Consider the following 25,335-nt stretch of genomic DNA (forward strand, 5'->3'; position numbering starts at 1 on the left):
GGGCTGCCCCGCCGACCAGGGGCAGCCCCGCAGTGTCGCCGGGGGAGCGGGCCGGGTGCCATGCCATGACAGTGGCCGTGGGGATAACAGCCTGTCGGCACCCGCCTCCCGCTCCCCGGGCGACAACGGACAGGCTGCCGCACGGGGGCGCGGGGGCGCAGGGGGCGGGGCGAAGATGCGTACACCTAGCTGGAGTTGGGGGCGGGGAGTGGGGTGCGTACGTATGCGGGGGCGGGGTGTCCGGGGTGTTCGAGGCGGGCTCAGGGACCCGCTGTCGCCGGGATGTCCGTACGCGAGGTGATCCCCAGCTTGGCCAGGATGTGCTCGACGTGGGCGTCGACCGTCCGTTTGGAGATGACGAGGCGTTCGGCGATCTCCCGGTTGGACAGCCCTTGGGCGACGAGCGCGGCGACCTCGCGCTCCCGCCGGGTGAGAGCGTCGGCGGACCGGGCGCGGGCGCTCGTAACGGCCTTTGGCTGCTGGGGAGTTGATGGCTGCGGCAGGGGTACGTCGGCGTCGGCGCGGACCGCTTCGAGGACCTCGCGGCCGGAGAGCCGCGCGCCCACCTCCCGCCACCGCTCGAACAACTCCGCGCCCAGCGCCGCCTTCACGGCCTTCTGCGCGGACTCCTGCTCTTCAAGAAGCCGGGGCAGCAGCGCGACGGGGTCGCCGCCGAGCCGCCGGGCGTGTTCGGCGTACCCCATCAACCAGCAGGCGCGCACGTGCCGTTCGTGCAGCGCGGCATGCCAGGAGAGGCCGAGGCAGGCGAGCCCGGCGACGAGCACCTCCCCTATCTCCCCGGCGGCCTCGAGCCCGAGCCGCAGCGACTCGGCGCCCTCCTCGTGCGCCCCCGCGAGGGTGAGGATCATGCCCTGCGCGGCGCGCGTGGAGGCGTACAACTGCCGTTCGCCACGCCCTTCGAGGTACGCCAGACCGGTCTCGCACAGCCGCAGCGCCCCGTCGGTGTCGCCGAACACGGCCCGCAGCAGGGCGGCTTCGTAATGGATGACGCCGATGGCGAGCCCGTCGCCGGAGTCGAGGATGCGCAGCCGGGCCGACTCGACCTCAGCGAGCCCCTGTTCGACGGCGCCGCCGAACGCGGTCATCGCCCCGAGATACGCCTCGGCGGACAGCGCGACGCGCTCTTCTCCGCAGCGCCGGGCCACCTCGTAGGCCTGCGGGAACCGCTCCAGCGCGGTCTCCAGATCGGCGGCCCAGACCCCGCTGATCCCGGTCATCTGGAGCCCCCAGGCCCGCTCGGGGCAGTCCTGCGGGGTGCGCGCGAGCCCCTTGTCGATCCAGTGCCGGCCCTCGGAGAGGGTGCCGGCGGCCCGCCAGTAGGGCCCGAGCCTGGTCGCCGTCCACAGCGCCTCGACGGCGCGTTCGCCGGTGGCGCAGCCGTACTCCAGGGCGGCGCGGATATCGGCGATGTTCTCGCGGACGGCGCGGTGCAGGGCGACCTGGGCCGGGCTCAGGAACTCGTCCCAGAAGCGGCCGACGAGCCGTTCGTAGTGGGTGAAGTGCCGGGCGCGGACGGCGAGTTCGTCCGGTTGCCCGAGCCGCCCGGCGCCGTACTCGCGGATGGTGTCCAGCAGCCGGTACCGGCCGCCGTCCTCGCCGATGCGCTGGACGACCGACTTGTCCACGAGCCCGATCAGCGCCTCGACCACCTCGCCCTGCGGCAACTCGCCGCCGCCGCAGACGAGTTCGGCGGCCGACAGCTCGAACGACCCCGCGAACACCGAGAGTCGGGCCCACAGCAGGCGTTCCTGCGGGGTGCAGAGGTCGTAGGACCAGTCGATGGCCGTGCGGAGGGTCTGGTGCCGGGTGAGGGCGGTGCGGCGGCCTCCGGTCAGCACCTCGAAGCGCCGGCCGAGGCGGGCGACGAGTTCGGCGAGGGGGACCGCGCGCAGGCGGACGGCGGCGAGTTCGAGGGCGAGGGGGATGCCGTCGAGGCGGTCGACGAGGGCGAGGACGTGGTCGTACTCCTCGGTGTCCTTGTCCTTGTCTTTGTCTTTCGGCGTGGTGCCGTTGGTGACGAGGGCGGCCCGTTGGGTGAACAGGTCGACCGCGTCCTCGCGGCGCAGTGGGGCGAGGGGGACGCAGTGTTCGCCGGGGACGTCCAGGGGCTGGCGGCTGGTGGCGAGCACGCTGAGCCCCGGGGCCTCGCGCAGGAGGATGTCGCAGAGCATCGCGCAGGCGTCGACGAGGTGTTCGCAGGTGTCGAGCACCAACAGCGTCCGCCGGTCGCGCAGTTGCTCGACGACCGCGTCGAGCGCGGTCATCCCCGGCTGCTCGGGCAGCTCCAGCACCCCGGCGAGGGTCGCGGGCACCAACTCCGGGTCGTGCAGCGCCGACAGCTCCACCAGCCGTACCCCATCGGCGAACCGCGCCGCCGCCGCGCCGGCCGCCCGCAGCGCCGTACGGCTCTTGCCGACGCCGCCGGGGCCGACGAGGGTGATCAGCCGGGCGCGGGTCAACGCGTCCTTGATCAGCGCGAGTTCGTCCGTCCTGCCGACGAAGCTCGTGATCTCCACGGGAAGTTGACCGCCTCGCCGCTGCCCGAACCCGAATCCCATACAGTCCCCCGCGTCCGCCTGGCACCCGCTGCCTGCCGCCCGCCGCCAACCGTCCGCCGTGCGGCGCCTGTTCGTCGAGCTTGACTCATCACAGCGTAAGCAGTGGGGTGCCGAGCGTGAATGGCGCGAGATGGCGTAGGTATCACTCGGGTTGGGGATGGGGGGCGAAGGTTTGTGCGAGGGGTGAGGGGGGTGGGGGTGTGGGGGGGGAGGCGGCGTGGGGGGTGATGGGGGGTGATGGGGGGTGTGGGGGGCGGGGTGGCGCGGGGGTGAGGGGGTGTGCGGGGATGGGGCGCGGGCTAGGGCTGGGGCGGGGATGACGGGGGTGTGCGGGGGAGGGGGCAGCGCGGGCTGGGGGCTGAGGGCTGGGGCGGCGGCTCGCGGCTCGCAGCTGCGGCTCACGACTGCGGCTCACGGCTTCCGGCTTCCGGCTTCCGGCTTCCGGCTCGCGGCTTCCGGCTTCCGGCTCGCGGCTCGCGGCTCGCGGCTCGCGGCTCGCGGCTCGCGGCTGATCAGGCCATCCAGAAGAAGACCGCCGTCATGCGCTTGTCCTCCAGCGTGGTGCCGCAGTAACCCGTCGCGCTGTGCACGATGTTGGCGTTGTACAGGAGCAGTCGGTTGAACTTGTGGGGGACGCTGACGTCCTCCTCGAAGGCGTCCGGGGCGACGAAGCGGGTGCCTAGGGCTTCGACGAGGTTGTTGTGCGGGGCCTGTACGACGTTCCCGCCGAGCCGGCCGCCGGGGAGGGACTGCCGGTAGAAACTGGTGCCGCAATCCTTGGGGACCGGGCCGGGGTTGAGGTAGAGGACGGCGGCGTAGCGGCAGAGGGCGCGGGAGTCGGTGTGGGGCCGGGGGGTGCTCTCCCCCTCGCCGACGACCTGCACGCAGTTGTGATTGAGGGTGCCGCCGCCGGGGGCCTCCTGAACCCACAACTCCTTGACCCCGATGGCCTGTTTGACGACTCGCTCGACGCGGGCAAGCTCTCCGGCTTCAAGCCCCGGCATGGCGCGCAGCCCCGGCCAGGTCTCAGAGGTGTACGGATACCCCCGAACCCAATCCTCTTTCCTCAGACACCGCTCCCGCACGGCATCCGCATCGGGCAGCACATCATCGATGACCCAGTAGTCCCGCCCCTTCGTGGGCTTCCGATAGGGCAGCACCGGCAAGGCGGGGGCGGCGGACCGCCTGAACTGGGGGTGGACAACACGCGGATGTGGGGGCATGCGCCGAATGTAAGACCCGGGTAAGCCCCAGCTCGCCCGCGCTTTTCTATGCGTTGCCCCAGGAATGCGGCTCGACCGGGTCAAGGGTTGGTCGACCCGGTCAAGGGGGTGTCAATTGGGGGTGGGGACGGGGGTGTTGGGGGGTGGGGGGTCGGCGAACAGGTTGTCTGCGTCGGACGCTTCCACCGCCCTTCTCCTCCACAGCTCCAGGAGGTCGAGGTCCTGGCAGGTGGTGACGCGGTCACGGATGGAGTCCGTGATGCCGAAGCCTCGGTGGTCGAGGATCACGAGCACAACCTCAGCCGCCGCTTTCCGGAGCCCTTCCGCGTATCCCTGCTCGTACCCTTCCTCGAATCCCTGCTCGAATCCCTGCTCGAATCCCTGCTCGAAGTACTCCGCGTACGCCGACGAGTACTTCAGCCGGTACCCCTTCTCCTCCCACACCCTCTGGGCGGCGGGGTTCTTGAAGACGTACCCCCACCCTTTGAAGACGAACTCCCCGTCCGCCTCCATCAGCTCCCGGGCTCCCCGAACACGTCCTCGACGGCCGACACGCTCATCGCCCGCCCCAGCCACTTGCTCAACAGTCCGAGGTCCTGGCACGCCATCACGCGTTCGCGGACGATCTCGGACACGTCGAAGCCACGCAGTTCGAGAAGCTCCAGGACCGCCTGGGCCTTGCCCTTGAAGACGCCCAGCTCTTCGCCCTCCTCCAAGCCCTCTTCCCGGCCCTCTTCCCGGCCCTCCTCCCGGCCCTCCTCCCGGCCTTGCTCTCGGCCCTCCTCCCGCACCTGCTGCGCCACGGGATTCTTGAAGAAGTAGTTGACCTGCGTCATCATTTCCCTCCATTTCTTCCGCGCCTCGGCGTCCACCAGGCACGATTCGACGAACTCCACGTAGATCACTGCGATCTCGGGATCGACGGTTTTCATGGCGGCCACCAGGGGTTCCAGTATGGCGTCCGCGTCAGCACCCCGGCCATGTGCCATGACGGAGAAGACAGCCATCGGCATGTCCTCCAGCATGGTGTTGACGTCCGTGATCCTGGGGACGTTATGAGGCCCCAGCACCATCGGCCGTACCGTCAGGGAGTGCCACGTCGGCAGCCCCAGGCGGATCGGCTCCTCCGCCCACCGGGCGGTCCGCTTCTCCTGGGTGACGACGATCAGCAGCGGCTCCCAGCCGTACTTGGCGTACAGATACGCCAGGTAGTACCCCCAGCTGCGCTTCTTCCCCTCGTCCGGCTTCCCTTGCGCCTCGACGACGAGCAGGTAACTGCTGCCGTCCTCCGTCTTCGCCCTCAGCAACGTGTCGACCCGCCGCTCCAACGGCTGGATCTCGGTCACGTCCGCGTTGAGAACGGCGAATTCCTTGGGCTTCGGGAACGCCACCCGCAGCACCTTCTCGCAGGCCCGCGTCAGCAGCTCAGGATCCTTCTGGAAAACCTGATGCATGCTCTCGTGTGTAGGTCCGACCATCATCTCCCCCTCCTGTCACACCCCCAACGAGCACCCCCCACCGGAGGACACGGGCATATGCGTACGGACTACAGGCCTGGTCAACCCCCCTCCCCCGCCCCCCAAAAGCCCCGCCCGCCAACTTTTTGCCCGCACAGGTGAGTCAATGGACCCGCCGCATGCGTACTCCTGTGCGTCCGACCCCGCCAACTCCTTACGGCGGACTACCCGACCGGGCAGGAGGCACGGTGCGCTTTTCTCGCAATGCGATGGGAACACTGTTCGTGGGCGGAGCCCTGAGCATGACCCTCGCCGCTCTCGCGTACCCGTCGATGCTGGGAGTCAGCACGGCCTCGACGGCGGGCGCGAGAGTGATCGCCAACACGCAGTGGGGCCCGCTGACGGAGGACGACCGGGACTTCGTGGTGAAGGTGCGCGCGGCGGGGCTGTGGGAGTACCCGGTGGGTCAGATGGGGGTGCAGAAAGGCAGCAGCCAGGGCGTCATCGTCGCCAGTCAGCACCTCATCGACGGCCACGCCGCCCTCGACACCACCTGCCGCAAGATCGCCCCGATGCTGAACGTCACGCTGCCCAACCTCGCCAGCCCCCAACAGGTCGGCTTCGTCAACCAGTTGGCCTCGGACAGCAAGGGCGAGCAGTTCGACCGGGACTTCGCCAACATCCTGCGCCAGACGCACGGCTCGATCTTCAACACCGTCGCGAAGATCCGCTCGACCACCAAGAACACCCTGGTGCGCGCGCTCGCCGACCAGGCCAACGACACGGTCCTGGACCACATCACGGTGATGGAGCAGACCGGCCTCGTCGACATCGACCAGACGATCTTCCAGCAGACCACCCCGCCCAAGCTGCCGGCGTCGGACATGACCCCGCCGGCCGGCGTACCCGGCCAGCAGGTGCTCGTCCTGACCCCGCCGCCGACCGCGACCTCCACGCCGGTCGACATCGACAAGATCGCGGGAGCCAAGGCGGGGGTGACGTCCAACCCGCAGGCGAACGGCGGCAACGGCGGCTGACCCCAGCTGAAGTACCGTCAACTCCCTTTCTAATAAGCCGAGTTGACAGCGTTCCCATCTGAAGATCACGATGTCCCCGCACCCCGGCGCACCTCACCCCCCGCGCCGGGCGTGCTTCTCCCGGTCCCCAGGACCGGCCCCCGTGATCCGGTCAACGACCCCCGGCGCCACCCGACTTGACGCTCCGTCAAGATCTGTCGTCGCGCGCCGAGATGGGATACGCATGTCCATTGCGAGAAGTGTCACCGCGCGCCGGCTGCTGGGAACGGGCGCCGCTTCGCTCGCCCTGTGCGCCGCGTCCGTCGCCGCCGCCTCCGGCGCCTGGGCCACGGACGGCGGTCGCGGCTGGCACGACGGCGGCCAGTACAAGCCCGGCACCGGCGCGGGCGACAAGGGCGCCCAACCCGAGGCGGACCGCTGCCAGTTCTCGCTCGACGGCACGTCTTTCTTCGACTCGGTCAAGGTCGACGACCAGAGCCTGAAGCCCTCGGCGGACGGCAAGGTCCACCTCACCGTCCGCGGCGCCGGCGGCACCTGCACGGTCTCGCTCGCCTCCTACCTGGCCCACGGCCCGACCTTCGCGACCTCCGGCGAACAGGTCTTCGTCGACTTCGACACCGTCACGGTCAAGAAGGGGCAGTCCGACACCCTCGACATCGCCGTCCCCGACGCCGGCTGCTTCGCCCAACTCGACCTCTACCGGGGCGCGGTGAAGTTCGACGGCAAGCTGACGGCGGACGACGGCCTCGTCCACGGCGAGCTGCCCAAGGGCCCCGACGGCACGGTCATCAAGGACAAGCTGATCGCGGCGTGGAACGGGGGGACGAGGGACTGCGCGACGACCGAGGAGCAGCCCCCGGCGTCACCGCCGGCCTCGCCCTCACCGTCGGCGCCTTCTGAAGAGCCCAGCAAGGAAGAGTCCCCCTCCCCGACCCCCAGCAGCGACGGCGAGGAGACGGCCACCCCGTCCAACTCCCCCAGCCCGTCGGCAAGTTCACCCGCCGCCTCCGAGGAGCCCACCCCCTCGGCCCCGCCCGCCGCCCCCACCCCCGACGGAGGCGGCGGCGACCTCGCGGAGACCGGCGCGAGCAGCAGCACCGTCCCGCTGATCGGCGGCGCGGCGGCGCTCCTCGCGGGCGGCGCCGCCATCGTCGTAGCCACCCGCAAGCGGCGCGGCCAGGCGTAAATCCGTGGCGGGCGGGCGGGTCCGTTCCCTAGCCTGACCGTATGCAGCGCGCGCGGTCATCCCTGACGACGACGCCGGACCGAGTCCCGGCGGCGCGCTGACAGCTGAGCTGATCGAAGGAAGCCCCGGGGCCGAGTGCTCCGGGGCTTCGCCGTGTCCCCCGGCCACTCGCCCCGCAGCACGCATGATGCGAAACGCATGCATACGACGGTGAGGAAACCGATCCCATGGACGCTGTGCACGACAACGCCGACCACCGCCGCCTAGGCCGCGCGCTCGACCTCTTCGACACCGACCCGCTGATGGGCGCGGGACTGCCGTACTGGCTCCCCGACGGGGCGGTGATCCGGCATGAACTGGAGGAGTACGTAAGGGAGTTGGAGCGGGCCGCCGGGTACCGGCACGTGTACTCTCCGGTGCTCGGAAAACGCGAGCTGTACGAACTCTCCGGGCACTGGGAGCACTACCGCGAGGACATGTTCCCGCCCATGCGACTCGGCTCCGAACAGCTCCTGTTGCGCCCCAGCCTCTGCCCCCACCACGCCCTCATCTACCGCTCCCGCCCGCACAGCTACCGTGAACTCCCGTTGCGGATCGCAGAGTTGGGCGGGATGTACCGCTCGGAGCTGTCCGGGGTGCTCGGCGGGCTGACCCGGGTGCGGGCGATCCAGCTCAATGACGCGCATGTGTTCTGCACCCCGGAGCAGGTGGCCGAGGAGGCGAGGTCCGCTCTGCTGCTGATCCGGCGCGCGTACGACGATCTGGGCATCTCGGCGTCCCGGTACCGGCTCTCGCTGCCCGGGGAGGGGGGCAAGTACGTCGCCGACGCCGGGCTGTGGCGCCGGTCAACTGCCCTGCTGCGTGAGGCACTTGAGGGGGTCGAGTACGAGGAGGCGGAGGGGGAGGCGGCGTTCTACGGGCCGAAGGTCGACGTCCAGATCACCGACCTCGCCGGGCGGGAGGCGACCTTGTCGACCGTACAGATCGACTTCCATCAGCCGGCTCAGTTCGGGCTGCACTACATCGGGGCGGACGGGACCAAGCATCGTCCGGTGATGGTGCACCGAAGTGTGATCGGGAGCGTGGAGCGGGTGGTGGCGCATCTCGTCGAGCGGCATCGGGGGGCATTCCCCGTCTGGCTGGCGCCGGTTCAGCTGGCTGTGTTCCCGGTGGGGGAGGAACAGCGGTCTGCCGCCGAGGAGTTGACCCGCAAGGCGGAGGCCTCCGGTCTCAGGGTGAGTTGCGCGGGGCCGGAGGAGGGGAGTCTGGGGGCGCGGGTCCGGGCGGCGCGGCTGGTGCCGTATCAGGCGGTGGTCGGGGAGCGGGAGGCCGGGCGGGGGGTGGTGGCCCTGCGGCTGCGGGACGGGCGGCGGGTGGCGGAGGTCGGGGTGGATGAGCTGGTGGGGAGGGTGGCGGAGCGGGTGCGGGGGCGGGGGGACGGGCTGTGGGGGTGAGCCGTCGCGGGTGCCGGCGGTGATCGCGGGGTGTCCGTGCCGATCTTCTCCCCCTAGGGTCGACACGGTCCCGCGTCACCCGCCGCACGGAAGGTGCCCCGAAATGCCCCCGCCGCCCACCCCCGTGATCATGGACGTCGACACCGGCGTCGACGACGCCCTCGCCCTCCTCTTCGCCGTCCGGCACCCCCTCATCGACCTGCGCGCCGTCAGCTGCGTCGCCGGGAACACCGATGTGGACGGGGTGGTGCGCAACACGCTGACCGTGCTGGAGCTGGCGGGGGCGCCGCAGGTGCCGGTGGCGCGGGGGGCGGAGCGGCCGTTGCTCGAGCCGGCGCGGTCGGCTCAGCATGTGCACGGGGCCGACGGGATGGGGGACTTGGGGCTGCCCCAACCCTCCCGTGGCCCGGCCGAGTTGGACGGTGTGTCCCTTCTGCGACGCGAGATCCTCGCCTCGCCAGGCCCCGTGACCCTCATCCCCACCGCCCCCTTCACCAACATCGCCCTCCTGCTGCGCACTTACCCGGAAGTCACCGCGAACATCGAGCGGATCGTCTTCATGGGCGGTGCGGTCGAGGTCGGAAACGCCACGCCCGTCTCGGAGTTCAACGTGTGGCACGACCCGGAGGCGGCGGCGGTCATGCTGACGGCCGGGGTGCCGATCACGATGTACGGGCTGGACGTGTACCAGCGGGTGCTCGTCCCCGGGGAGGACATCGCCGGGCTGCGGGCCGGCGGCGACCCCGTGCTCCGCCTCGCCGGTGACCTCCTCGCCCACCGCTACCCCGACGCGAACGGCGACCCCGGCCCCGCCGGCTGCGTCGGCGACGCGGGCGCGGTCCTCGCGGTCGCCGACCCGGAGGGGCTGACCACCCGGCGGTTCCCCGTCGAGATCTCCCTCGCGCCGGGCGCGACCCGGGGCCAGACCGTCGTCGACCGCCGCCCCCGCCCCGGCGAGGCCGAGATCCATGGCCAAGGCCGCGAAGGGACCCTGGTGGACGTCGCCATGGAGGTCGACGCCGAGCGGTGGGTGAAGGTGTTCCTGGAGACCCTGACAGGGACGCCGGACATCCCCTAGGTCACCCGCACGGCCCGCCCGGGTCGCCGCCCCCGCCCCGGGCTGTTGCCGTGGGAGCACGGTTGGTTCCGGGTCGGGAGGCGGGTGCGGTGCGGCGGAGGCTGCGGGTTCTGTGTGCGGGGACGGCTGTGGTGTGTGCCGGAATCTTCAGCGGGTGTGCCACGCTCGGGCTCGAACATCCCGCCGTGGCGCCCACACCTACGCCTACGATCGCCAAGTCGCCTTCCCCTAAGGCCACTTCGGGCGCCTCCACCTTGCTCAGCACGGCTCAGGCCCAGTCCGCGCTGATCAGCGTCACCGACCTCGGCGCGCCCTGGACGGCCACGCGGGGGGCGGCTACCTGGCGGGACGGGGTGCTGAAGGCGACCAGTACGGTGGCGGAGTGCGGGCGGTTCCTCGACGCGCTGTACTCCGACGAACTCCTCGGCGCCCCCGCCCGCGCGGCGATCGGCCTCGACGACGCCGACACCAACGCGCAGCTCCGGTTCCAGGTGACCGCGCAGCGCCCGCCCGCCGAGGTCGACAAGGCGCTGGCCTGGCTGCGGACGATGCCCCAGGTGTGCGCCCGCTTCACCGCCGCCTCGCCGCAGAAGAAGGTCCTCGACGTGCAGGTCACCGAGGCCGCGCTGCCGGAGGTGGGGGACGCGCGGCAGGGGCTGCACGTGACGGTGGCCGGCCAGAACGAGAACGGCGCCGACCCGACCGTACTCACCCTCGACGTCGCCGCCGTCCGCGTCGGCCAGGACGCCTACACCCTCACCAACGGCGGCCTCGGCGACGTACCGAACGAGGCGACCCAGGCGGCGGTGCAGCTCGGCGCGCTGCGGCTGGCGGAGGTACGGAAGGCGGGGAGGGCGCAGGTGTGAGGGGGCGGGCGCTGCTGGGGCTCCGGGGTTCTGGAGCTGTACGGCCCTAGGGGAGAACCCCTCCGGCAGAACCCCTAAGGGCGATCCCTTGCGGGCGATCCTTTGCGGACGGTCCCCTAAGGGCATCCCCCTCCGGGAAACCCCTTCCGGGAAACCCCCTCCGGCACATCCCTTACGGCACACTCCCTACGGCACATCCCCTACGGCTTCTCGTAAGGGTCCTTCGGCTGGCTGACCTGTGTCACCCCGTTCGCGTCCAGCACCGGCGGCCACGCCGCGTCCGAGCCCAGTGTTCCCTTGGGGTGCCATATCCCGGTGACCGTCACCCATGTGTCCGTGACCGGCGCGTCCGCGCCCCTCACCTCGATCTTGCTGGTCGTCGCGTCCGCCGCACAGCACGTCACCATGAGGCGGGTGACGTACCACGTGCCGTCGCTGCCGTGCGTGACGAAGCCCGTCAGCCGGACCGTGCGCCCCTTAAGGGACCGTCCGCTGTCGTAGATCGCCCGCGAGCTGAACTGCGCCAGCGTCAGCTGGACCGGGTCGCCGGCCGGCAGCGCCGGGAACGTCCCGATGCCCTGGGCCGCCCGAGCCGTCGCCTCCCTGCCCGCGCTGTACGAGCCGAGCGCCGGGGGCGGGAAGAGGAGGAGGGCGGCGGCGGGGAGGGCGAGCAGCCAGACGGTACGGCCACCGTGGGCGTGCGCGTGAGCGGCGTGGTCGTCGTGAGCGCCGTGCGCGTGACCGGCGTCGTCATCATGAGCGGCGTGCGCGTGACCGGCGTCGTCGCGAGCGCCGTGCGCATGACTGGTCCCGTCGTCGCGAGCTTCGCTCCCGTGACCTTCGCGCCCTTGGCCCTCGTATCCGGCGTCCCCCTCCTCCTGCCCGCGCCCGCCCCTCGCCCGCAGCGCCCCCGTCACCAGCCCCAACCCCACCAGCAGCGCCCCCGACAGGACCAGCCACGCCCTCAACCCCGCCTGGACATAGCGGAGATACAGGTTCCCGAAGAGGGTGATGCGCAGGATCGCCGCGCCCAGCAGGATCAGCAGCACCGCCGGCCCGTACCGTCGCCTCACAGGAGCCACCACCCGACACCGGCGCTCGCCGCGACCGCCACCAGCCACGTCGCGGACGCGAATCGCAATGCGAACGTTCTGCCGAACGTGCCCGCCTGGAGGGCGATGAGTTTCAGGTCGACCATCGGGCCCACCACCATGAACGTCAGCCGGGCGGTCGCCGGGAAGGCGGAGAGGGAGGCGGCGACGAACGCGTCGGCCTCGCTGCACACGCACAGCACGACCGCGAGCACCCCGAGCAGCAGCACCGACAGCCAGGCGGAGCCGGTGAAGAGGCCGAGGACCGAGCGGGGGACGACGATGCTGAAGGTCGCCGCCGCCCCCGCGCCGAGCACGAGGAAGCCGCCGGCGTGCAGGAAGTCGTGCTGGAGCCCGTCGAGGAACCCGCGCGCCCCCCTCGTACCCCTAGGGGATGTCCCGGGCAGCCGTATCCACTCCTCCTTGCCGAAGCGCGCCCACAGCCAGCCCATGACGACGGCGGCCCCTAGGGAGGCCGCGAGCCGGGCGAGGACCATGACCGGCTGCCCGGGGAAGGCGATGGAGGTCGCGACCAGGACCACCGGGTTGATGGAGGGCGCGGAGAGGAGGAAGGCGAGGGCCGCCGCCGTGGGCACCCCGCGCCGCATCAGACTCCCCGCCACCGGCACCGACGCACATTCGCAACCGGGAAGGATCGCCCCGGCCACCCCGGCGACGGGCACGGCGAGCGCGGGCCGGTCCGGCAGCATCCGGCGCAGCGCGCGGTCGGGCACGAAAGCGGCGATCGCGGCCGACACGACCGTACCGAGCAGCAGGAACGGCACACCCTGGACGACGACGGCCGTGAACACCGTCCACCAGGCGGCCACCGCCGGGGTGTAGAGGTCGAGGGCGAGCATCGGGCCGAGGACGGATACGACGGTTGCGATCGCGATCAGCGCGGAGCCGCCGAGTACGGCGTACACCCCCGCCCGCAGCGCGAACCGCACCCCGTCGGCCACTGTCCGTTGGTTCTCCATGATCTGGGGGACGCTAGCGGGGGTGGCTGTGCGGGGGCTCGGGTTGGGGGAAGGGGGAGCTGTGGGGTGGGGGGACGCGTAGGATGCGCGGGCTTCGGCGGCGGGGGGGGTGTCGTCCGGCGGGGTTGGGGTGCCGCCCATCCGCCGGGGCCGGAATGTCGTCGTCCGCCTCGGCCGGGGTGCGGTCGTCCGCCGTGGCCGGGGTTTCGCTGCTGCCCGCGTTTCCGCAGCTCGCAGGGGGTCTCCGGAGTTGTCCAGAGTGACGTCAGGTGGTGCCGGACAACTCCCCGCGCTGGCAGAGTCGGGGTGTCACCCCCCACGAGCGGCGGTCGCCGGCACACTCCCCCATGGTGTCGGCGGCCGTCCTCTCATGTCACAGGGGCGGCTGGGCCGGGGCCGGGCCGAGAGTGGTCGTGCCGGGGGCCGTGCGGTGGCCGAGGCCCGTCCGGTACGCGTCCAAGGCCGCCTCGACCCGTCCGGTCCGCCGGAACAGATCGCCCAGCAGGCGGCTCAGATCGGCCAAGTCGCCCGCCGCGCCCGCCCGTTCGAGGAGGCTGAGGGCGCGGACGTAGTGCTCCTCGGCGGTCTCGGTCTCGCGGGTGTCCTCCGCGATGATGCCGAGCAGGCGGTGGGCGGCGGCGGAGTGGACCGCGCCGCGCTCGGAGGAGAGGCCGCCGAGGACGTCGTGCAGGAGGCCGGCGGCTTCCTTCGACTTGCCCCTGCGGTGCAGGACGTCGGCGAGTTCCACGGCGGCCTGGCTGCGGAAGAGGTCGGCGCGCTGGGCGGAGAGCATGTCGAGGGCCTCGCGCAACTCCTCCTCCGCGCGCTCCAGTTGGCCGTTCTGGGCGTACACGTAACCGCGCATCCAGTGGCAGTTGGCGAGTTCGGTGCGCAGGTGCAGGCCGCGGTACAGCTCGCTCGCCTTGGCCAGGGAGGCGTCGGCCTCGGCCAGGCGGCCCTCGGCGAGGAGCGTGCGGGCGACCGAGCGGTGCATACGGGCGACGAGGGCGGGGTCGCCGGCGCGCGGGGCCAGCGCGAGGGCGAACTCGGCGGCCTGGGCGGCGCGGGCCTGGGCGCCCATGTCCATGTACGGGCCGATGACCGAGGCGTAGAGCAGCAGCAGCGCGTCGGGGTCGTGCAGTCCGCCGCGGTTCAGCTCGTCGAGGGTCGACTCCAACAGGTAGACGGCGTACCGGAGTTCACCGGCGAGGTAGTGGGCGACGGCCCTGCCGCGTACGGCGGGGACCCGTACCGGCAGCGGGGCGTCGCCGAGTCGGGCCTCCGCCTGTTCGAAGTGGTCGCGGGCGGACTGGAGTTCGCCGGCGGAGATCGCGCACTCGCCGAGGCCGAGCAGGGCGGCCGACTGTTCCTCGGTGAAGCCGTGTTCCTCGGCTTCTGCGAGGAGGGTGCGGTACAGCGTTTCGGCTTCCGTCATCTCGCCTGCGGCCAGGGCGTGTTGGGCTTCGGTGAGGCGGAGGCGGAGGTCGGTGAGGAGTCTGGGGGAGCGGCCGGTGGTCAGCTCCTCCACGTCGACGCCGAGCCGGTCGGCGATGTGCCGCAGCGCCTCGTCGGAGGCGCGGACCCGGCCGGACTCCAGGGTGGAGACGTAGGCGGGGGTATAGGCGGGTTCCGCCAACTGCCGTTGCGTCAGCCCTCGTTCGACCCGCAGCCGCTGCACCCGCCGCCCGACGACCTCCGGCACATCCCGCTCATTCATCTCCGGCCTCCTTTCAACTTCTTTGGGTTTGGGGTTGGTTGGGGTTGGGGCTCGGTGGGGGCCCGGTGGGGTTGGGGCCTGGTGGGGGGCTCGGTGGGGGGCTCGGTGGGGTTGAGGCCTGGTGGGGGGCTCGGTGGGGGGCTCGGTGGGGTTGAGGCCTGGTGGGGGGCTCGGTGGGGGGCTCGGTGGGGTTGAGGCCTGGTGGGGGGCTCGGTGGGGGGCTCGGTGGGGGGCTCGGTGGGGTTGAGGCCCCGGTGGGGTTGGTCCGGTGTGGTTGGGTCGTTCGGCTTGGGTTGGGCTGGCTTGGCGTTGGGTCTGGGCTGGGCTGGGCTGACTGGGCTTGGGGTGGCTGGGGCTGGATTGGCTGGGTCTGGATTGGCTGGGCCGGGCCGGGCTGGCTTGGGCTGGGGCTGGCTGGGTCCGGCTCGGCCTCGGCTGACTGGGGTCCGGCCTGGGCTGGGCTGGCTTGGGTTTGGGCTGGCTGGGTCTGGTTCGGCCCGGGCTGACTGGGTTGGCTCGGCCTGGGCTGGGTCCAACTCGGCTTGGGCTGACTGGGTTCGGTTTGGCGGGCTGACTCGGCCCGGGCTGAGCTGACTGGGTCTGGATTGGCTGAGCCGACTGGGTCCAGCCCGGGCCGACTGGGCTTGGGCTGGGTCCGGCTCGGTCTTGGCTGGCTCGGCCTGGACCGGCCGAGTCCGGCTTGGCCTTGACTGGCTGGGCTTGGGCTGGCTGGGTTCGGTTTGGCCTCGGCCGGCTTGGTCTGGGCTGGCTTGGTCTGGGCTGGCTTGGTCTGGGCTGGCTGGGTTCGGCTTGGCTCTGGCTGGCTCGGCCCGGGCCGCTTGCGGTTTGGTTCTGGCGTCTTCGCGAGCCGGCGGCGGTCGGCCTCGGTGTTTCTGCGGGGCGCCTGCGGCTCGGTCGCGGTGTCTCCACGGGGTGCTTGCGGTTCGGTCGCGGTGTTGCTCCGGGGGCGTTGTGAGTACGGCCCCGGCATCTCTCCGGGCCGCCGGCCGGTCGGCCCCGAGTCCCTTTCGGGGCGCTCGCCGGTCGACCCCGAACCTCCTTCGAGCCGCTCGCCAGTCCACCCCGAACCTCCTTCGAGCCGCTCGCCGGTCGGCCCCGGACCCCCTTCGAACCGTCGGCCATTCAGCTCCGTTCCCCCCGTCGGCCATTCAGCTCCGCACCCCTTCCGTCCCGCTCGCCCTTCCGCCCCCAACTCCCCCTGAACCACCAGCCGTTCAGCCCCCCGCACCGCTCCGGTCCCCTTGCCGTCCCGCCCCCGCGCCTCTAGGTTAAACGGCAACTTAAACCGGCTTAACCGGCCATGCACACCCACCACACAGTGCCGCACTCCCCTGCTCCGCACAGCGCCGCCCGCCCCCGCCGCACCCGCCTTCCCCTGCGAGGTCGCCGTGCTCCGACGCAACCCCCTCACCCGCGCCCTGGCCGCCGCCCTCATCGCCGTCACAGCCCTCCTCCTCGCCGCCAACGCGGTCCCGGCCAGAGCGGTGCCGGAGGGGCGGGCGGGGGTGGAGTCGGTACGACCGGTGCGGCCGGGGGCGGAGGGGGCGACGGGACGGGGGGTGCCGGGACAGGGGGCGGCAGCGCAGGAGCCGACGACGCAGAGTCCGGCGGCGGCAGAAAAGCCGACCACGCAGGCACCGTAAGCACCGCAGGGGCCGACGGCACAGAGGGCGGCGAGACAGAGGCAGGCCACGCAAGGACCGCACCACCGCACCACCGCACCACCGCACCACCGCACCACCGCACCACCGCAAGGATCATGCCAGCCCGCCGGTCGGCAACCGGTCCGGCAAGGCCAACCCACAGACAAGTCCCCCGCCGACAAACCCCCGCCCGACAAGACCACCCAACCCGCAACCCCCCACGCCCCGCCTGCCGCCCCCCCACCACCACCACCAAGCCGCCCCCCTCCGCCATCACCCGCCACCGAACACCCCACCCTCCACCCCCCTCCCCAACTCCTCGCCGCCACCCCCACCCTTTCCCGCGTGGCCGGAATCACGCCTCTTGTCGGGCAAAATCCACTTTTCCTCCACTTACCGTGGAACCCATGTCCCCACTGACCCGGATCAGCAGCTCCTACGCCCCGCGCTTCGCGGAGTTCGCGTTCGAGCCCGGTTTCGCGGCCGCGGTGGACCAGCATGTGGCCGAGCTGCGCGACCGCCTGGACGCCAACCACTCCGGCCTGATCCCCCGCCCCCCGCACCGCGAGGACCTCGCCGACTACGCCCTCGGCTTCCTGGACGCCCTCACGGAACTCGACTGGCGCGAGCCGGTGGGCCACGACTACGCGGTGTGCCGGCTGACGGCGATCAGCTGGCTGATCCAGCGACACGACCTGCTGCCCACGCCCACACCCCCGCCGACCGAATAAAGCCCCCGGCTCCGGCGAACGAACAAAACCCCCGGCCGAAGGTGAACGAACAAAGCCCCCCCCCGCCGAACCCTGAACCGGCGCAGCTCCCCGCCGAACCGGAACCGGCACCCCCTCCAGCCGAACCCGCGCAGCCCCACCGAACCGGAACCGGCACAGCTCCCCCAGCCGAACCCGCGCAGCCCCCGCACCTCCCCCACCCCCACCCTTCCCCCACACCTGTGAACACCCCCCTCCCCAAACAAAACATGAAGTGAAAAAGGCGAGTTGGTTCATACCCCTTTACCCCCTTGCTCTTACCGATTCCGGACTGTCAAGGTCATCCGCGGCACTCGCGCCACCCCCAAAACGCGTGGAGAACCCCCCATGACCCTGACGTCCAAGCGACTCCGGTCCGGCAGAGCCGCCCTCGTGGCCGCCGCCGCGACCGCCCTCACCGCCGCCCTCACCGGCAGCGCCACCGCCGCCCCGAACCTGAGCAACCTGCCGGAGAGCGGGACCTCGTTCCAGAAGGCGTTCCAGCCCTACTTCGACTACGACGGCGACGGCTGCTTCCCGGCCGCCGCGATCGACATGTGGGGCAACCTCAACGGCGGCCTCAACCCGAGCGGTTCGATAGGCGGCGGCTGCCGCACGGACCACCTCGGCAACGCCAACACCTACGCCCGCGCCAAGTGCAACAACGGCTGGTGCGGGATCATCTACACCCTGTACTTCGAGAAGGACCAGGCCGACCCGACCGGCGCCACCGGCCTCGGGCACCGGCACGACTGGGAGTGCGCCGTCGTCTGGGTGAAGCAGGGCGCGGCGCAGCCCTCGTACCTCTCCGCCTCCCGGCACGGCGGGTTCAGCACGCACCCGGTCAACGAGGTGCCGATGGACGGCGCGCACGTGAAGGTCGTCTACCACAAGGACGGCGCCAGCACGCACGCCTTCCGGTTCGCCAAGTGGGGCGAGACGGCGGAGGCCTGGGGCGACGGCGGCTGGGACCGCCCGGCGCTGGTCAGCTGGGACCACTACCCCAAGAGCAACGACCCCGCCAAGAACCTCCAGACCATCATGAACAACTCCAGCTGGGGCAACGCCAACTTCCCCATCCAGGACAGCAAGTTCAACGACACCCTGAACAAGGCGAAGCCGTCCGGCATCCCCTTCGACCCGTACGGGGCCGGCTGAGCCAGACCATGAGAAAGGGGCCGGCCCTCCCTACCCGTAGGGGCCGGCCCCCGTCATGAAGGCCGGCCCCTTAAGAGCAGGTCGCCCCCTAAGGGCAGGCCGACCCCTAAGGGCCGGCCCCCCAAAAAACCCCTACATCTCCTGGTCGTGCCGCTCCTGCACCGGCTGATTCCCCAACGCGTCCTGCCGCCCCGCCTGATACGCCGACACGCTCCCCTTCGCCCGCGTCGTCTCCCGCTCCGCCGTGGTCAGCAGCCGCTCCATCCGCTCCCGCATCGGCCCGATCATCCCGCCGCCGACCCCGACGACCAGGATGCCGACGGCCGCCGCGAGCCCGGCGTACAGCACCGGCTGCGTGACGGTGGTCGCGATCCCCGCCTGCCCGAGCGCCGCGATCACACCCAGCGCGAGGATGCAGGCCCAGACGACGGTCGCGAGCGTCCGCCCGTACGACACCGAGGACAGCGCGCTGCCGACCAGTCCGCGCACCGCGTTGGCGATGGCCATCGCGACGACGATCAGGACGACGGCGACGATGCCGCGCGGCAGCCACGAGACGATCCCGTTGATCATCGTGCTGACCGGGTTGGCGCCGAAGACGCCGAGCGCGAGCTGAAGCGTGATGAGCATCAGCGCGTAGTACACGATCTTGCAGACGATCCCCGTCATGTCGTACTTGGACTCGCGCAGGAACCGGTCCGCGCCCGCGCGGTCGGCGAGCCGTTCCGAGCCGACCTTGCGCAGCACCCGGTCGAGCACCCGGGCGATCATCTTCGACACGAACCAGCCGATGACGAGAATGACCAGGAATCCGACGAGTTTCGGCACGAACTGCGCCACCTTGGACCAGGCGTCGTTGAGTCCCTGCGTGAAGTTGATGGCGAGCGTGGTGGTGGCCATGGGCGGCACATCCTTAGGTCGAATCCCCGAACTGCGGACCAGCGGTGCTACGACCCCCTCGCTTCGTGGATAGCAGGGCGGGGAGCACGCGGCGCGTGGGGCGGGTCCGGACGGGTGATACGACGCTTCGGATGTTTACGAGGCTCAGGGCGCAGCGCGGGGCGCAGATGCCTACGACGCTCAGGGCGCACCCTTAAGGGACCAGCGACGCCCCTTAAGGGACCCGGCAACGCCCCCTAAGGGACCGCCAGCCGCCCTCTGAGGGAGCAGCAGCGCCCCTTAAGGGACCGCCAGCCGCCCCTTAAGGGACCCGGCAACGCCCCTTAAGCAACCGGCAGCCGCCCCTTAGGGGTCCGGAAACAGCCGCTCAGGGATCCGGCGGCGCCCCCTAGGGGACCTCAGCGAGCCGTCGGTGACGCCCCCTAGGAAACCTCAGCGAGCCGTCGGTGACAGTTCCTCCAGCTGCTCCAGGTGCCGCCGGATGTGCTCCAGCGCCCCCTCCCGCCGCCCCGGCACCCGCGCCCGCAGCTCCGTCAGCGCCGGTGCGAGCTTCCGCGCGCCCCCGGGGTCGTCGATGCGCCCCCACTGATGGTGCGCCCGGTCCGCCGCCGCCTCGACCGCCGGGGCGTCCACCGCCTGCCCCGCCGCCAGCCGCGCGGACGCCACCGCCAGCCACGTACGGCAGCTGCGCGCCGGATCCCCCGCGAACATCGCGAGGTCGGCCCGCACCTCGGCCCAGTGCAGCGCCTCGTCGGACCCCGGCCCATGCCCGTCCACCGCCGCCGCCTCCCACAACGCGGCCAGCTCATCGGCGTCCCCATGCCGCCCGGCCTGCACGGCACTGGTGATCACCGCATGCGGATCACTCACGACCCCAGGGGCGGCCAACTCAAAGTCACCGCCGGCCGCAGAGGGGCCGACCAGCTCGAAACCGCCGCCAGCCGCAGGAGACCCGGCCGGCTCAAAGTCACCGCCCACCTCAGAGGGCTCGCCCAGCCCGAAACCGCCCGCCCCAGAGGCCCCGGCCAGCCCGACGTCACCGCCCACCTCAGGAGGCTCGCCCAGCCCGAAACCGCCCGCCTCAGAGGCCCCGGCCAGCCCGACGTCACCGCCCACCTCAGGGGACCCCGCCAGCCCGAAGTCACCGCCGCCCGCAAGGAACCCGGCCAGCTCGAAACCGCCGCCCGCAGGAGGCTCGGCCGACTCGAAGTCACCGCCGCCCGCAAGAAGCTCGGCGCGGTCGAGGCCGCCGCCAGCCGCACGGGAACCCTCAGCCCCAGCCCCAGGCACCCCCTCAGCAACCCCGCCCCCAGCCCCAGCCGCCCCCTCCGAACCCCCAGCACCCCCAACCGCCGTCACCGCCCCCACCCCCCGCTGCCCAGGCACCGGCGCAACCGCACCGCCCCCCTCGTACCCGGAACCCCCGCCGGGACCCCCGTACCCGAAAGCCCCACCGGCCCCCCCATACACAGCCCCCGCCCCCACCCCCGTCCCCCCACCGAACACCAAATCCGCCACATCCCCCTCCGCGACCACCCTCCCCAACGCCGCCGCATGCAGCTGCCCGCCCCCGGGATGCACCCCGCTCCGCAGAATCGTCGCGACCGCCTTCATGTACGACGGCGCCCCCGCCCGGCGCCCCAGCGGCGGCGCCACCCTCCCGTACACCCGCACATTCGGCCCGCACTCCAGCACCTGCCCCTGAAGCCACCGCCAGGTCTCCGCGTCGGCGTGGAGGTCGACGAAGAGCTTCGTGGTGCCGGGCGCCCGCAGCCGCAGCTCCTCGCGGAACCACTGCCAGGGGAAACCGGTGTAGCGGACCGTCGCGGGGGTGGTGCGGGCGAGGGCGAGGTGCGGGAGGTGCTGGCGGCGGTCGAGCTGGAGCTGGCCGGTGACGAAGAGCGTCAGCGGACCGGGGGCCGCGGCGGCGGCCCGCAGCCGGGTCAGGACGGCCTGCGGCTCCAGCGGATCGGCCAGTTCGACGACGTTCGCGGTGTCGGTGCCGGACAGCACGGCGGGCGGCACGGCGGCCAGCACCGGCAGCACGGACGCCGCGTCCACCAGGCAGCCCTTCCCGACGGGCGACGCCGCCAGCAGCAGCACGGTTCCGGGCATGGGTCCCTCCCCCTGTGGATCACGTACGTCAGCACCGTAGCCGCTACGACTGCAAAGGGAACCCCCCTCACTGCAAACCCAGGCCGCCGCCTCCCCCGTCCCGTACGACGGATCCCGCCCCCGCCCGGTTCACCTCCGGACGCACCGCGAAGACCGTCGTGTCGTCGGCGAGCCGCCCCCCGGAGTGCCGCAGCGCCCCCTCCCGCACGAACGCCACCAGCCGCCCGGGCTCGGCTATCCCGGGATCGCGTACGAGCGCCCCGGCGACGTCGTCGGCCAGCGGATAGAACGCGCCCCGGGAGTCGCGCGCCTCGGTCACCCCGTCGGTCACGAGCAGCACGGTCTCCCCGGGCCCGAGCACCACCCGCCCGACGACCGGCGGATCCCCCAACTCCCCCATCCCCAGCGGGAGTCCGCCCTCGACGGCGAGCACCCGCACCCCTGCGGGCCCCACCCCCAGCGGCGGCTCGTGCCCGAACAGCACCATCTCCACCACCCCCCGCGCACAGAACCCGATGAGGACGGCGGTCGCGAACCGGTCCTCGTCCTCGCGGCCCAGCGCGGCGGCGTGCGCCCGGTGCCGCGTCATCCGTATCTCCAGGCGCGCGGCGACGGCCGAAAGGTCCGGTTCGTGGTGCGCGGCCTCGCGGAACGTCCCGAGCAGCGCGGCGGCGGCCTCGACCGCGCCGAGCCCCTTGCCCTGGACGTCCCCGAGGAGGACGCGGGTGCCGTGCGGGCCGGGCTGGATGTCGTAGAAATCACCGCCGACGCGGGCCTCGGCGTCGGCCGCGAGGTACACCGCCGCGTGCGTCAGGCCGCCCCAGCCGGGCGGGAGGGGGCGCAGGACGGTGCTGCGGGTGGTGTCGGCTATCACCGCCATCCGCAGCATCCGCCGCTGCGCGCGCAGCCGCAGCGCGCAGACCAGGACGGACAGGGCGCCGCCGACGGCGATGAGGACGAGGTCGACGAGGCCGGACTTGTACTGCGCGGGTTCGCGCGCCTCGGTGACGACGAACGCGACCGGCGCCAGCACGGCGAACAGGGCGGTCGTACGGATCCCGCACAGCACGGCGGCGGTCGCGGGGACCAGGACGCACCAGGACTCGACGTGGAAGCGGACGTCGGTGAGGACGTCGAGGAGGGTGATCCACAGCAGCAGCGCGGACGGCACGAGCCAGGCCGCCCCGTGGTGGCTCAAGGCGCCGCGCCGCATGGGCAACAGCCAAACACGGCCCCCCGCCGCACGCATCCGGAAGCCCGACTTGCCAGCGCCCCGGCCGGGGTGTGCGCTGGAAGACGGCAGGTGTGCCCCAGGAGAGGAGTGCTCCCATGGCTCATGCGGCACCCACGACGAGAGTCCCCGACATCCGTCAGCTGACGGCCCTGGCCGCCCCGGTGGCCCTCGGACTCGTCTACGGCTACTGGGTGGCGGCCAACCGCCGCTCCGGCGGCCCGATCACCGGCTGGAACCTACTGCTCGGCTTCGTCAGCGCCGCCGTCTTCGCCGGCCTGTACCTCGCCGTGCGCGCCCTCGCGCCGCACATGAAACGCGAACTCCACGCCCTGCTGTGGACGGTGTTCGCGGGCTGCGCGTTCGGCTTCGTCTACAGCCAGAGCGGAGCGTCCGTCCTGCGCGCGGCCGGCATGTCCCTCGCGGTGGCGGCGGGCGTGTTCGCCGTCCTGTTCTACCGCTACTACACGCACGAGGACGCGGAGGGCCATCGGATCCATTAGCCCTACGACGGACCGGGCCCCGGCGGTGAAGTCACCGCCGGGGCCCGGTCGTCGCGGGTGGGGAGGCTCACCACCCCCAGGAGCCGGAGTTGTTGGTGTCGGAGACCCAGCTCCAGGAGCCGACAGTGCTCCAAGCGCCGGAGCCGAAGGTCCAGTTGCTGTTGTCGCCCCGGTCCCGGCCGTTGTTCCAGTCCCGGTTGCCGTCGTTCCAGTTGTTGTTCCAGTTGCCGTTGTTCCAGTTGCTGTCGTTCCAGCCGGAGTTGTCGCGCCAGGAGTTGTTCCAGTCACCCCTGTCGCCCCGGTCACCTCTGTCGCCGCCGTCCCGCCACTGCGGACAGGGGTCGGAGCACGTCGGCACCCACGCGCCGCCGGTGTCGACGACCGAGGCACTGGCCCACCCCTGCGCTCCGACGAGCCAGTACCAGGTGGACGTGCCGTTGACGCTCTGGCCCCGGACCATGCACTTCACACGGTCCTGACTGCCCGGCGAGAGCGCCGTCACGACGCCGGAGTGGGTGGTGGGCGCCGACCGCACGTTGACCTCGGTGCGGGAGACGACGGTGCCCCAGACCGGGCCGCCACCGCCGCCGCGCCCTTCTGTGCGGGTGGGCGGCGCCGTCGTGTGGGCGGACGGTGCCGCCGCGGCCATGGTGCCCAGCGCGGCCACGGCCAGCGTGCCACCGGTGAGCAGGGCCGTGGCCAGGGTCCGCAGGACCGGAGTGGTGCGCATCTTTGGCCTCCTTCTCCCCTGAGACACCCCCCAGCTTCTCCCCACGACCAGGAAACACCCGTTCGGACGAACCCTCCACCGCAGGGGGGAACGCGCAGTTCGGGCGGGGTGCACCCACATGGCGCACACCCACTGGCCCGGTGCGCCCGCACCCCCTTCCCTGGAAGCGTGCCCCCCAGGGCTCCCCCAGGGCTCCCCCAGGGCTCCCCTAGGGCTCCCCAGGGTTCCGGGGCCTCGCGAAAGGGCTTGCGCATGCTGGACGTAGCGGGCTTCTGGCTCCCCCTCTCCGCCGTCGCGTTCGCCGCGACCGGCATCGCCGTCGCCGCCTTCCGCCGCCGCGCGCTGACGGCGACCGCGCTGGGCACGGCCCTGGGCGGCGCCCTCCTGGGCCTGGCCCTGGCGGTGGCCCGCCACTTCACCCTCTCCGACCTCCCCGACCCGGCCCACCGGGTGGCGGCGGCAGCGGTGTACGACGCCCTGACGTCGACCCTGCGCACGGCGGCATGGCTGCTGCTGGCCCTGGGCCTGACGGTCGCGGCGACGGTACGCCTGACCCGCCTCTTCTACGCCCGCCCCTCCTGGCGTTCCGCGTGGAGGACGACGTCCACGAGCAGCGACCGGTGATCCGTCCCCGCCGGCGCCAGGAACCGCGCCCCTGACACGGAGAAGTCCGCCGAGAGCAGGACATGGTCGATCTGCGCGCCGAACGCGGGGGCGGTACTGGACGGCCAGCTCGGCACCCGTGACTTCCCGGCGAGCCGGGCCGCGTCACCGAGCCGTCCGGCGTCCAGGATCCGCCGGAACGCGGCGTGATCCTGGGAGGCGTTGAAGTCCCCGGCGAGGATCACGGGCCCCGACTGCGCCCCGGCCCACCGCGCGATCCGCCCCAACTCCCTTTTCCACACCCCGGTATGCCCGACGAGCGGCGGCATAGGATGCGCGAGCTGAAGCCGCACGGCTCGCCCGCCGACCTCAACTACGGCCCCAGGCATACCCATTTCACCGGAAAGGGTGGCGGCGGGAGTGAGCGGCAGCCGACTGAGGATGACCGACCCGACGGAGGTCCCCCCGGGAACGCCCTGCCGATAGGGATAAGAGGAGCCCAACTCCCGCGCCAGAGTGGCCTGACACCCGTACTCGCACTCCTCCACGAACACGAGATCGGGCGCCTCCCGCCGCACGACATCGACGAGCGCATCGGTGGCCCACCCGAACTCGACGTTGGACGTGAGCACTTGCAGCCGCGCGACAGCAACTCCCTTGCCCTGCGAGCTACTTCCATACGGCTGGACGAACCAGCCGAGCAGCGCGAGCACGACGGCCGCCCAGACCGCCCCGCCCCACCAGCGGACGAGGACGCAGAGAAGGGCGGCGCAGCCGGCGGGAACGAGCAACCAGGGCAGAAACGCGAGGAGTTGAGGGATGGGCGTGAAGGCGTCGACGCCGGCGGCACGGCAGCCGACGACGACGCTGACCCCGGCGAGGAGGAGGGAGGCGGCCCAGAGCAGCCCGAGCCGGAACCGCCGCTTGCCCATTCCGCCCCCCGTAGCGCGTCAGAAGGGCGCGGCGCTGACGCTCGTACCGCACGGTCAGGTACGAAGTCCGGGCCGCGCCCCT

The 25,335-nt window shown here is 72.1% G+C and carries 20 protein-coding genes and 2 pseudogenes; 10 read left to right on the top strand and 12 right to left on the bottom strand.

Annotated elements, in window-relative coordinates; translation table 11 throughout:
- Window positions 1-260: 260 nt before the first annotated feature.
- From ACYUD3_RS06645 to ACYUD3_RS06660, 4 genes are all read right to left on the bottom strand, one after another.
- On the bottom strand, window positions 261-2,579 hold the full coding sequence (locus ACYUD3_RS06645) for an ATP-binding protein (protein ID WP_470965124.1): 2,319 nt from the start codon (window positions 2,577-2,579) through the stop codon (window positions 261-263).
- A gap of 512 nt (window positions 2,580-3,091) precedes the next feature.
- A complete protein-coding gene (locus ACYUD3_RS06650) occupies window positions 3,092-3,802 on the bottom strand; it encodes a DUF6445 family protein (RefSeq protein WP_470965127.1) in 711 nt (236 codons plus the stop codon).
- 111 nt (window positions 3,803-3,913) lie between these two features.
- Window positions 3,914-4,315, bottom strand: a complete 402-nt coding sequence (locus ACYUD3_RS06655) for a hypothetical protein (RefSeq protein WP_470965130.1) — start codon at window positions 4,313-4,315, stop codon at window positions 3,914-3,916.
- Window positions 4,315-5,256, bottom strand: a complete 942-nt coding sequence (locus tag ACYUD3_RS06660) for a hypothetical protein (RefSeq protein WP_470965133.1) — start codon at window positions 5,254-5,256, stop codon at window positions 4,315-4,317. Before ACYUD3_RS06660 ends, ACYUD3_RS06655 begins: the two co-directional genes overlap by 1 nt.
- A gap of 272 nt (window positions 5,257-5,528) precedes the next feature.
- Here ACYUD3_RS06660 and ACYUD3_RS06665 point away from each other — a divergent pair, with 272 nt between their 5' ends.
- The 5 genes from ACYUD3_RS06665 to ACYUD3_RS06685 all read left to right on the top strand — a co-directional run bounded on the left by ACYUD3_RS06665 (window position 5,529) and on the right by ACYUD3_RS06685 (window position 10,880).
- Complete coding sequence (locus ACYUD3_RS06665; protein WP_470965136.1) at window positions 5,529-6,296, top strand: DUF4142 domain-containing protein; 768 nt, start codon at window positions 5,529-5,531, stop codon at window positions 6,294-6,296.
- Between the two features lie 223 nt (window positions 6,297-6,519).
- The gene (locus ACYUD3_RS06670; protein ID WP_470965139.1) at window positions 6,520-7,482 is read left to right on the top strand and encodes an LAETG motif-containing sortase-dependent surface protein; all 963 of its coding nucleotides are present in this window, start codon (window positions 6,520-6,522) and stop codon (window positions 7,480-7,482) included.
- A 227-nt stretch (window positions 7,483-7,709) separates the two neighbouring features.
- Window positions 7,710-8,936 (top strand): threonine--tRNA ligase, encoded by a 1,227-nt coding sequence (gene thrS, locus ACYUD3_RS06675; protein WP_470965142.1) that lies wholly within the window; start codon window positions 7,710-7,712, stop codon window positions 8,934-8,936.
- Between the two features lie 103 nt (window positions 8,937-9,039).
- Window positions 9,040-10,014 (top strand): nucleoside hydrolase, encoded by a 975-nt coding sequence (locus ACYUD3_RS06680; RefSeq protein ID WP_470965144.1) that lies wholly within the window; start codon window positions 9,040-9,042, stop codon window positions 10,012-10,014.
- Window positions 10,015-10,103: 89 nt separating this feature from the next.
- The gene (locus ACYUD3_RS06685) at window positions 10,104-10,880 is read left to right on the top strand and encodes a hypothetical protein (RefSeq protein ID WP_470965147.1); all 777 of its coding nucleotides are present in this window, start codon (window positions 10,104-10,106) and stop codon (window positions 10,878-10,880) included.
- A 200-nt stretch (window positions 10,881-11,080) separates the two neighbouring features.
- Here ACYUD3_RS06685 and ACYUD3_RS06690 read toward each other — a convergent pair whose 3' ends face one another.
- The 3 genes from ACYUD3_RS06690 to ACYUD3_RS06700 form a co-directional block, all read right to left on the bottom strand.
- The gene (locus ACYUD3_RS06690) at window positions 11,081-11,953 is read right to left on the bottom strand and encodes a TIGR03943 family putative permease subunit (protein WP_470965150.1); all 873 of its coding nucleotides are present in this window, start codon (window positions 11,951-11,953) and stop codon (window positions 11,081-11,083) included.
- Window positions 11,950-12,951 carry a permease gene (locus ACYUD3_RS06695; RefSeq protein WP_470965154.1) on the bottom strand — a complete coding sequence of 334 codons (1,002 nt, stop codon included), beginning with the start codon at window positions 12,949-12,951 and terminating at the stop codon, window positions 11,950-11,952. The genes ACYUD3_RS06690 and ACYUD3_RS06695 overlap by 4 nt, the downstream gene beginning before the upstream one ends.
- A gap of 373 nt (window positions 12,952-13,324) precedes the next feature.
- Window positions 13,325-14,668, bottom strand: coding sequence for a helix-turn-helix domain-containing protein (locus ACYUD3_RS06700; RefSeq protein ID WP_470965157.1), 1,344 nt, complete (start codon window positions 14,666-14,668; stop codon window positions 13,325-13,327).
- A 1,409-nt stretch (window positions 14,669-16,077) separates the two neighbouring features.
- On the opposite strand from ACYUD3_RS06700, the gene ACYUD3_RS06705 reads away from it, so the two are divergent.
- The 3 genes from ACYUD3_RS06705 to ACYUD3_RS06715 all read left to right on the top strand — a co-directional run bounded on the left by ACYUD3_RS06705 (window position 16,078) and on the right by ACYUD3_RS06715 (window position 18,239).
- Entirely contained in the window at window positions 16,078-16,332 is a 255-nt protein-coding gene (locus ACYUD3_RS06705; protein WP_470965160.1) for a hypothetical protein, read from the top strand.
- Between the two features lie 407 nt (window positions 16,333-16,739).
- The gene (locus tag ACYUD3_RS06710) at window positions 16,740-17,063 is read left to right on the top strand and encodes a DUF6401 family natural product biosynthesis protein (protein ID WP_470965163.1); all 324 of its coding nucleotides are present in this window, start codon (window positions 16,740-16,742) and stop codon (window positions 17,061-17,063) included.
- Between the two features lie 366 nt (window positions 17,064-17,429).
- The gene (locus ACYUD3_RS06715; protein ID WP_470965167.1) at window positions 17,430-18,239 is read left to right on the top strand and encodes an NPP1 family protein; all 810 of its coding nucleotides are present in this window, start codon (window positions 17,430-17,432) and stop codon (window positions 18,237-18,239) included.
- Window positions 18,240-18,371: 132 nt separating this feature from the next.
- On the opposite strand, the gene ACYUD3_RS06720 is transcribed toward ACYUD3_RS06715, so the two are convergent.
- From ACYUD3_RS06720 to ACYUD3_RS06730, 3 genes and pseudogenes are all read right to left on the bottom strand, one after another.
- Window positions 18,372-19,139 carry a mechanosensitive ion channel family protein gene (locus ACYUD3_RS06720; RefSeq protein WP_470965170.1) on the bottom strand — a complete coding sequence of 256 codons (768 nt, stop codon included), beginning with the start codon at window positions 19,137-19,139 and terminating at the stop codon, window positions 18,372-18,374.
- A gap of 1,497 nt (window positions 19,140-20,636) precedes the next feature.
- Window positions 20,637-21,254: pseudogene (locus tag ACYUD3_RS06725) on the bottom strand (hypothetical protein); the annotation flags it as partial.
- Between the two features lie 67 nt (window positions 21,255-21,321).
- Window positions 21,322-22,467 (bottom strand): PP2C family protein-serine/threonine phosphatase, encoded by a 1,146-nt coding sequence (locus ACYUD3_RS06730; protein WP_470965172.1) that lies wholly within the window; start codon window positions 22,465-22,467, stop codon window positions 21,322-21,324.
- 116 nt (window positions 22,468-22,583) lie between these two features.
- Here ACYUD3_RS06730 and ACYUD3_RS06735 point away from each other — a divergent pair, with 116 nt between their 5' ends.
- Window positions 22,584-22,988, top strand: a complete 405-nt coding sequence (locus tag ACYUD3_RS06735; RefSeq protein WP_470965175.1) for a hypothetical protein — start codon at window positions 22,584-22,586, stop codon at window positions 22,986-22,988.
- A gap of 67 nt (window positions 22,989-23,055) precedes the next feature.
- Here the strand turns inward: ACYUD3_RS06735 and ACYUD3_RS06740 are convergent, their stop codons facing one another.
- A complete protein-coding gene (locus tag ACYUD3_RS06740) occupies window positions 23,056-23,718 on the bottom strand; it encodes an SH3 domain-containing protein (RefSeq protein ID WP_470965178.1) in 663 nt (220 codons plus the stop codon).
- A gap of 237 nt (window positions 23,719-23,955) precedes the next feature.
- Here ACYUD3_RS06740 and ACYUD3_RS06745 point away from each other — a divergent pair.
- Window positions 23,956-24,342: pseudogene (locus ACYUD3_RS06745) on the top strand (hypothetical protein); the annotation flags it as partial.
- Here ACYUD3_RS06745 and ACYUD3_RS06750 read toward each other — a convergent pair.
- Entirely contained in the window at window positions 24,282-25,253 is a 972-nt protein-coding gene (locus ACYUD3_RS06750) for an endonuclease/exonuclease/phosphatase family protein (protein WP_470965180.1), read from the bottom strand. The pseudogene ACYUD3_RS06745 and the gene ACYUD3_RS06750 sit on opposite strands and share 61 nt — an antisense overlap.
- Window positions 25,254-25,335: the final 82 nt, after the last annotated feature.

Source organism: Streptomyces sp. AMJ-169 (assembly GCF_055597585.1).

What these genes read in the sequence shown, in the direction of transcription:
- ACYUD3_RS06645 (WP_470965124.1), bottom strand. Translation starts at nt 2,579, where the DNA reads ATGGGATTCGGGTTCGGGCAGCGGCGAGGCGGTCAACTTCCCGTGGAG.
- ACYUD3_RS06650 (WP_470965127.1), bottom strand. Translation starts at nt 3,802, where the DNA reads ATGCCCCCACATCCGCGTGTTGTCCACCCCCAGTTCAGGCGGTCCGCC.
- ACYUD3_RS06655 (WP_470965130.1), bottom strand. Translation starts at nt 4,315, where the DNA reads ATGGAGGCGGACGGGGAGTTCGTCTTCAAAGGGTGGGGGTACGTCTTC.
- ACYUD3_RS06660 (WP_470965133.1), bottom strand. Translation starts at nt 5,256, where the DNA reads ATGCATCAGGTTTTCCAGAAGGATCCTGAGCTGCTGACGCGGGCCTGC.
- ACYUD3_RS06665 (WP_470965136.1), top strand. Translation starts at nt 5,529, where the DNA reads ATGGGAACACTGTTCGTGGGCGGAGCCCTGAGCATGACCCTCGCCGCT.
- ACYUD3_RS06670 (WP_470965139.1), top strand. Translation starts at nt 6,520, where the DNA reads ATGTCCATTGCGAGAAGTGTCACCGCGCGCCGGCTGCTGGGAACGGGC.
- thrS (WP_470965142.1), top strand. Translation starts at nt 7,710, where the DNA reads ATGGACGCTGTGCACGACAACGCCGACCACCGCCGCCTAGGCCGCGCG.
- ACYUD3_RS06680 (WP_470965144.1), top strand. Translation starts at nt 9,040, where the DNA reads ATGCCCCCGCCGCCCACCCCCGTGATCATGGACGTCGACACCGGCGTC.
- ACYUD3_RS06695 (WP_470965154.1), bottom strand. Translation starts at nt 12,951, where the DNA reads ATGGAGAACCAACGGACAGTGGCCGACGGGGTGCGGTTCGCGCTGCGG.
- ACYUD3_RS06700 (WP_470965157.1), bottom strand. Translation starts at nt 14,668, where the DNA reads ATGAATGAGCGGGATGTGCCGGAGGTCGTCGGGCGGCGGGTGCAGCGG.
- ACYUD3_RS06710 (WP_470965163.1), top strand. Translation starts at nt 16,740, where the DNA reads ATGTCCCCACTGACCCGGATCAGCAGCTCCTACGCCCCGCGCTTCGCG.
- ACYUD3_RS06715 (WP_470965167.1), top strand. Translation starts at nt 17,430, where the DNA reads ATGACCCTGACGTCCAAGCGACTCCGGTCCGGCAGAGCCGCCCTCGTG.
- ACYUD3_RS06720 (WP_470965170.1), bottom strand. Translation starts at nt 19,139, where the DNA reads ATGGCCACCACCACGCTCGCCATCAACTTCACGCAGGGACTCAACGAC.
- ACYUD3_RS06730 (WP_470965172.1), bottom strand. Translation starts at nt 22,467, where the DNA reads ATGCGGCGCGGCGCCTTGAGCCACCACGGGGCGGCCTGGCTCGTGCCG.
- ACYUD3_RS06735 (WP_470965175.1), top strand. Translation starts at nt 22,584, where the DNA reads ATGGCTCATGCGGCACCCACGACGAGAGTCCCCGACATCCGTCAGCTG.
- ACYUD3_RS06740 (WP_470965178.1), bottom strand. Translation starts at nt 23,718, where the DNA reads ATGCGCACCACTCCGGTCCTGCGGACCCTGGCCACGGCCCTGCTCACC.
- ACYUD3_RS06750 (WP_470965180.1), bottom strand. Translation starts at nt 25,253, where the DNA reads ATGGGCAAGCGGCGGTTCCGGCTCGGGCTGCTCTGGGCCGCCTCCCTC.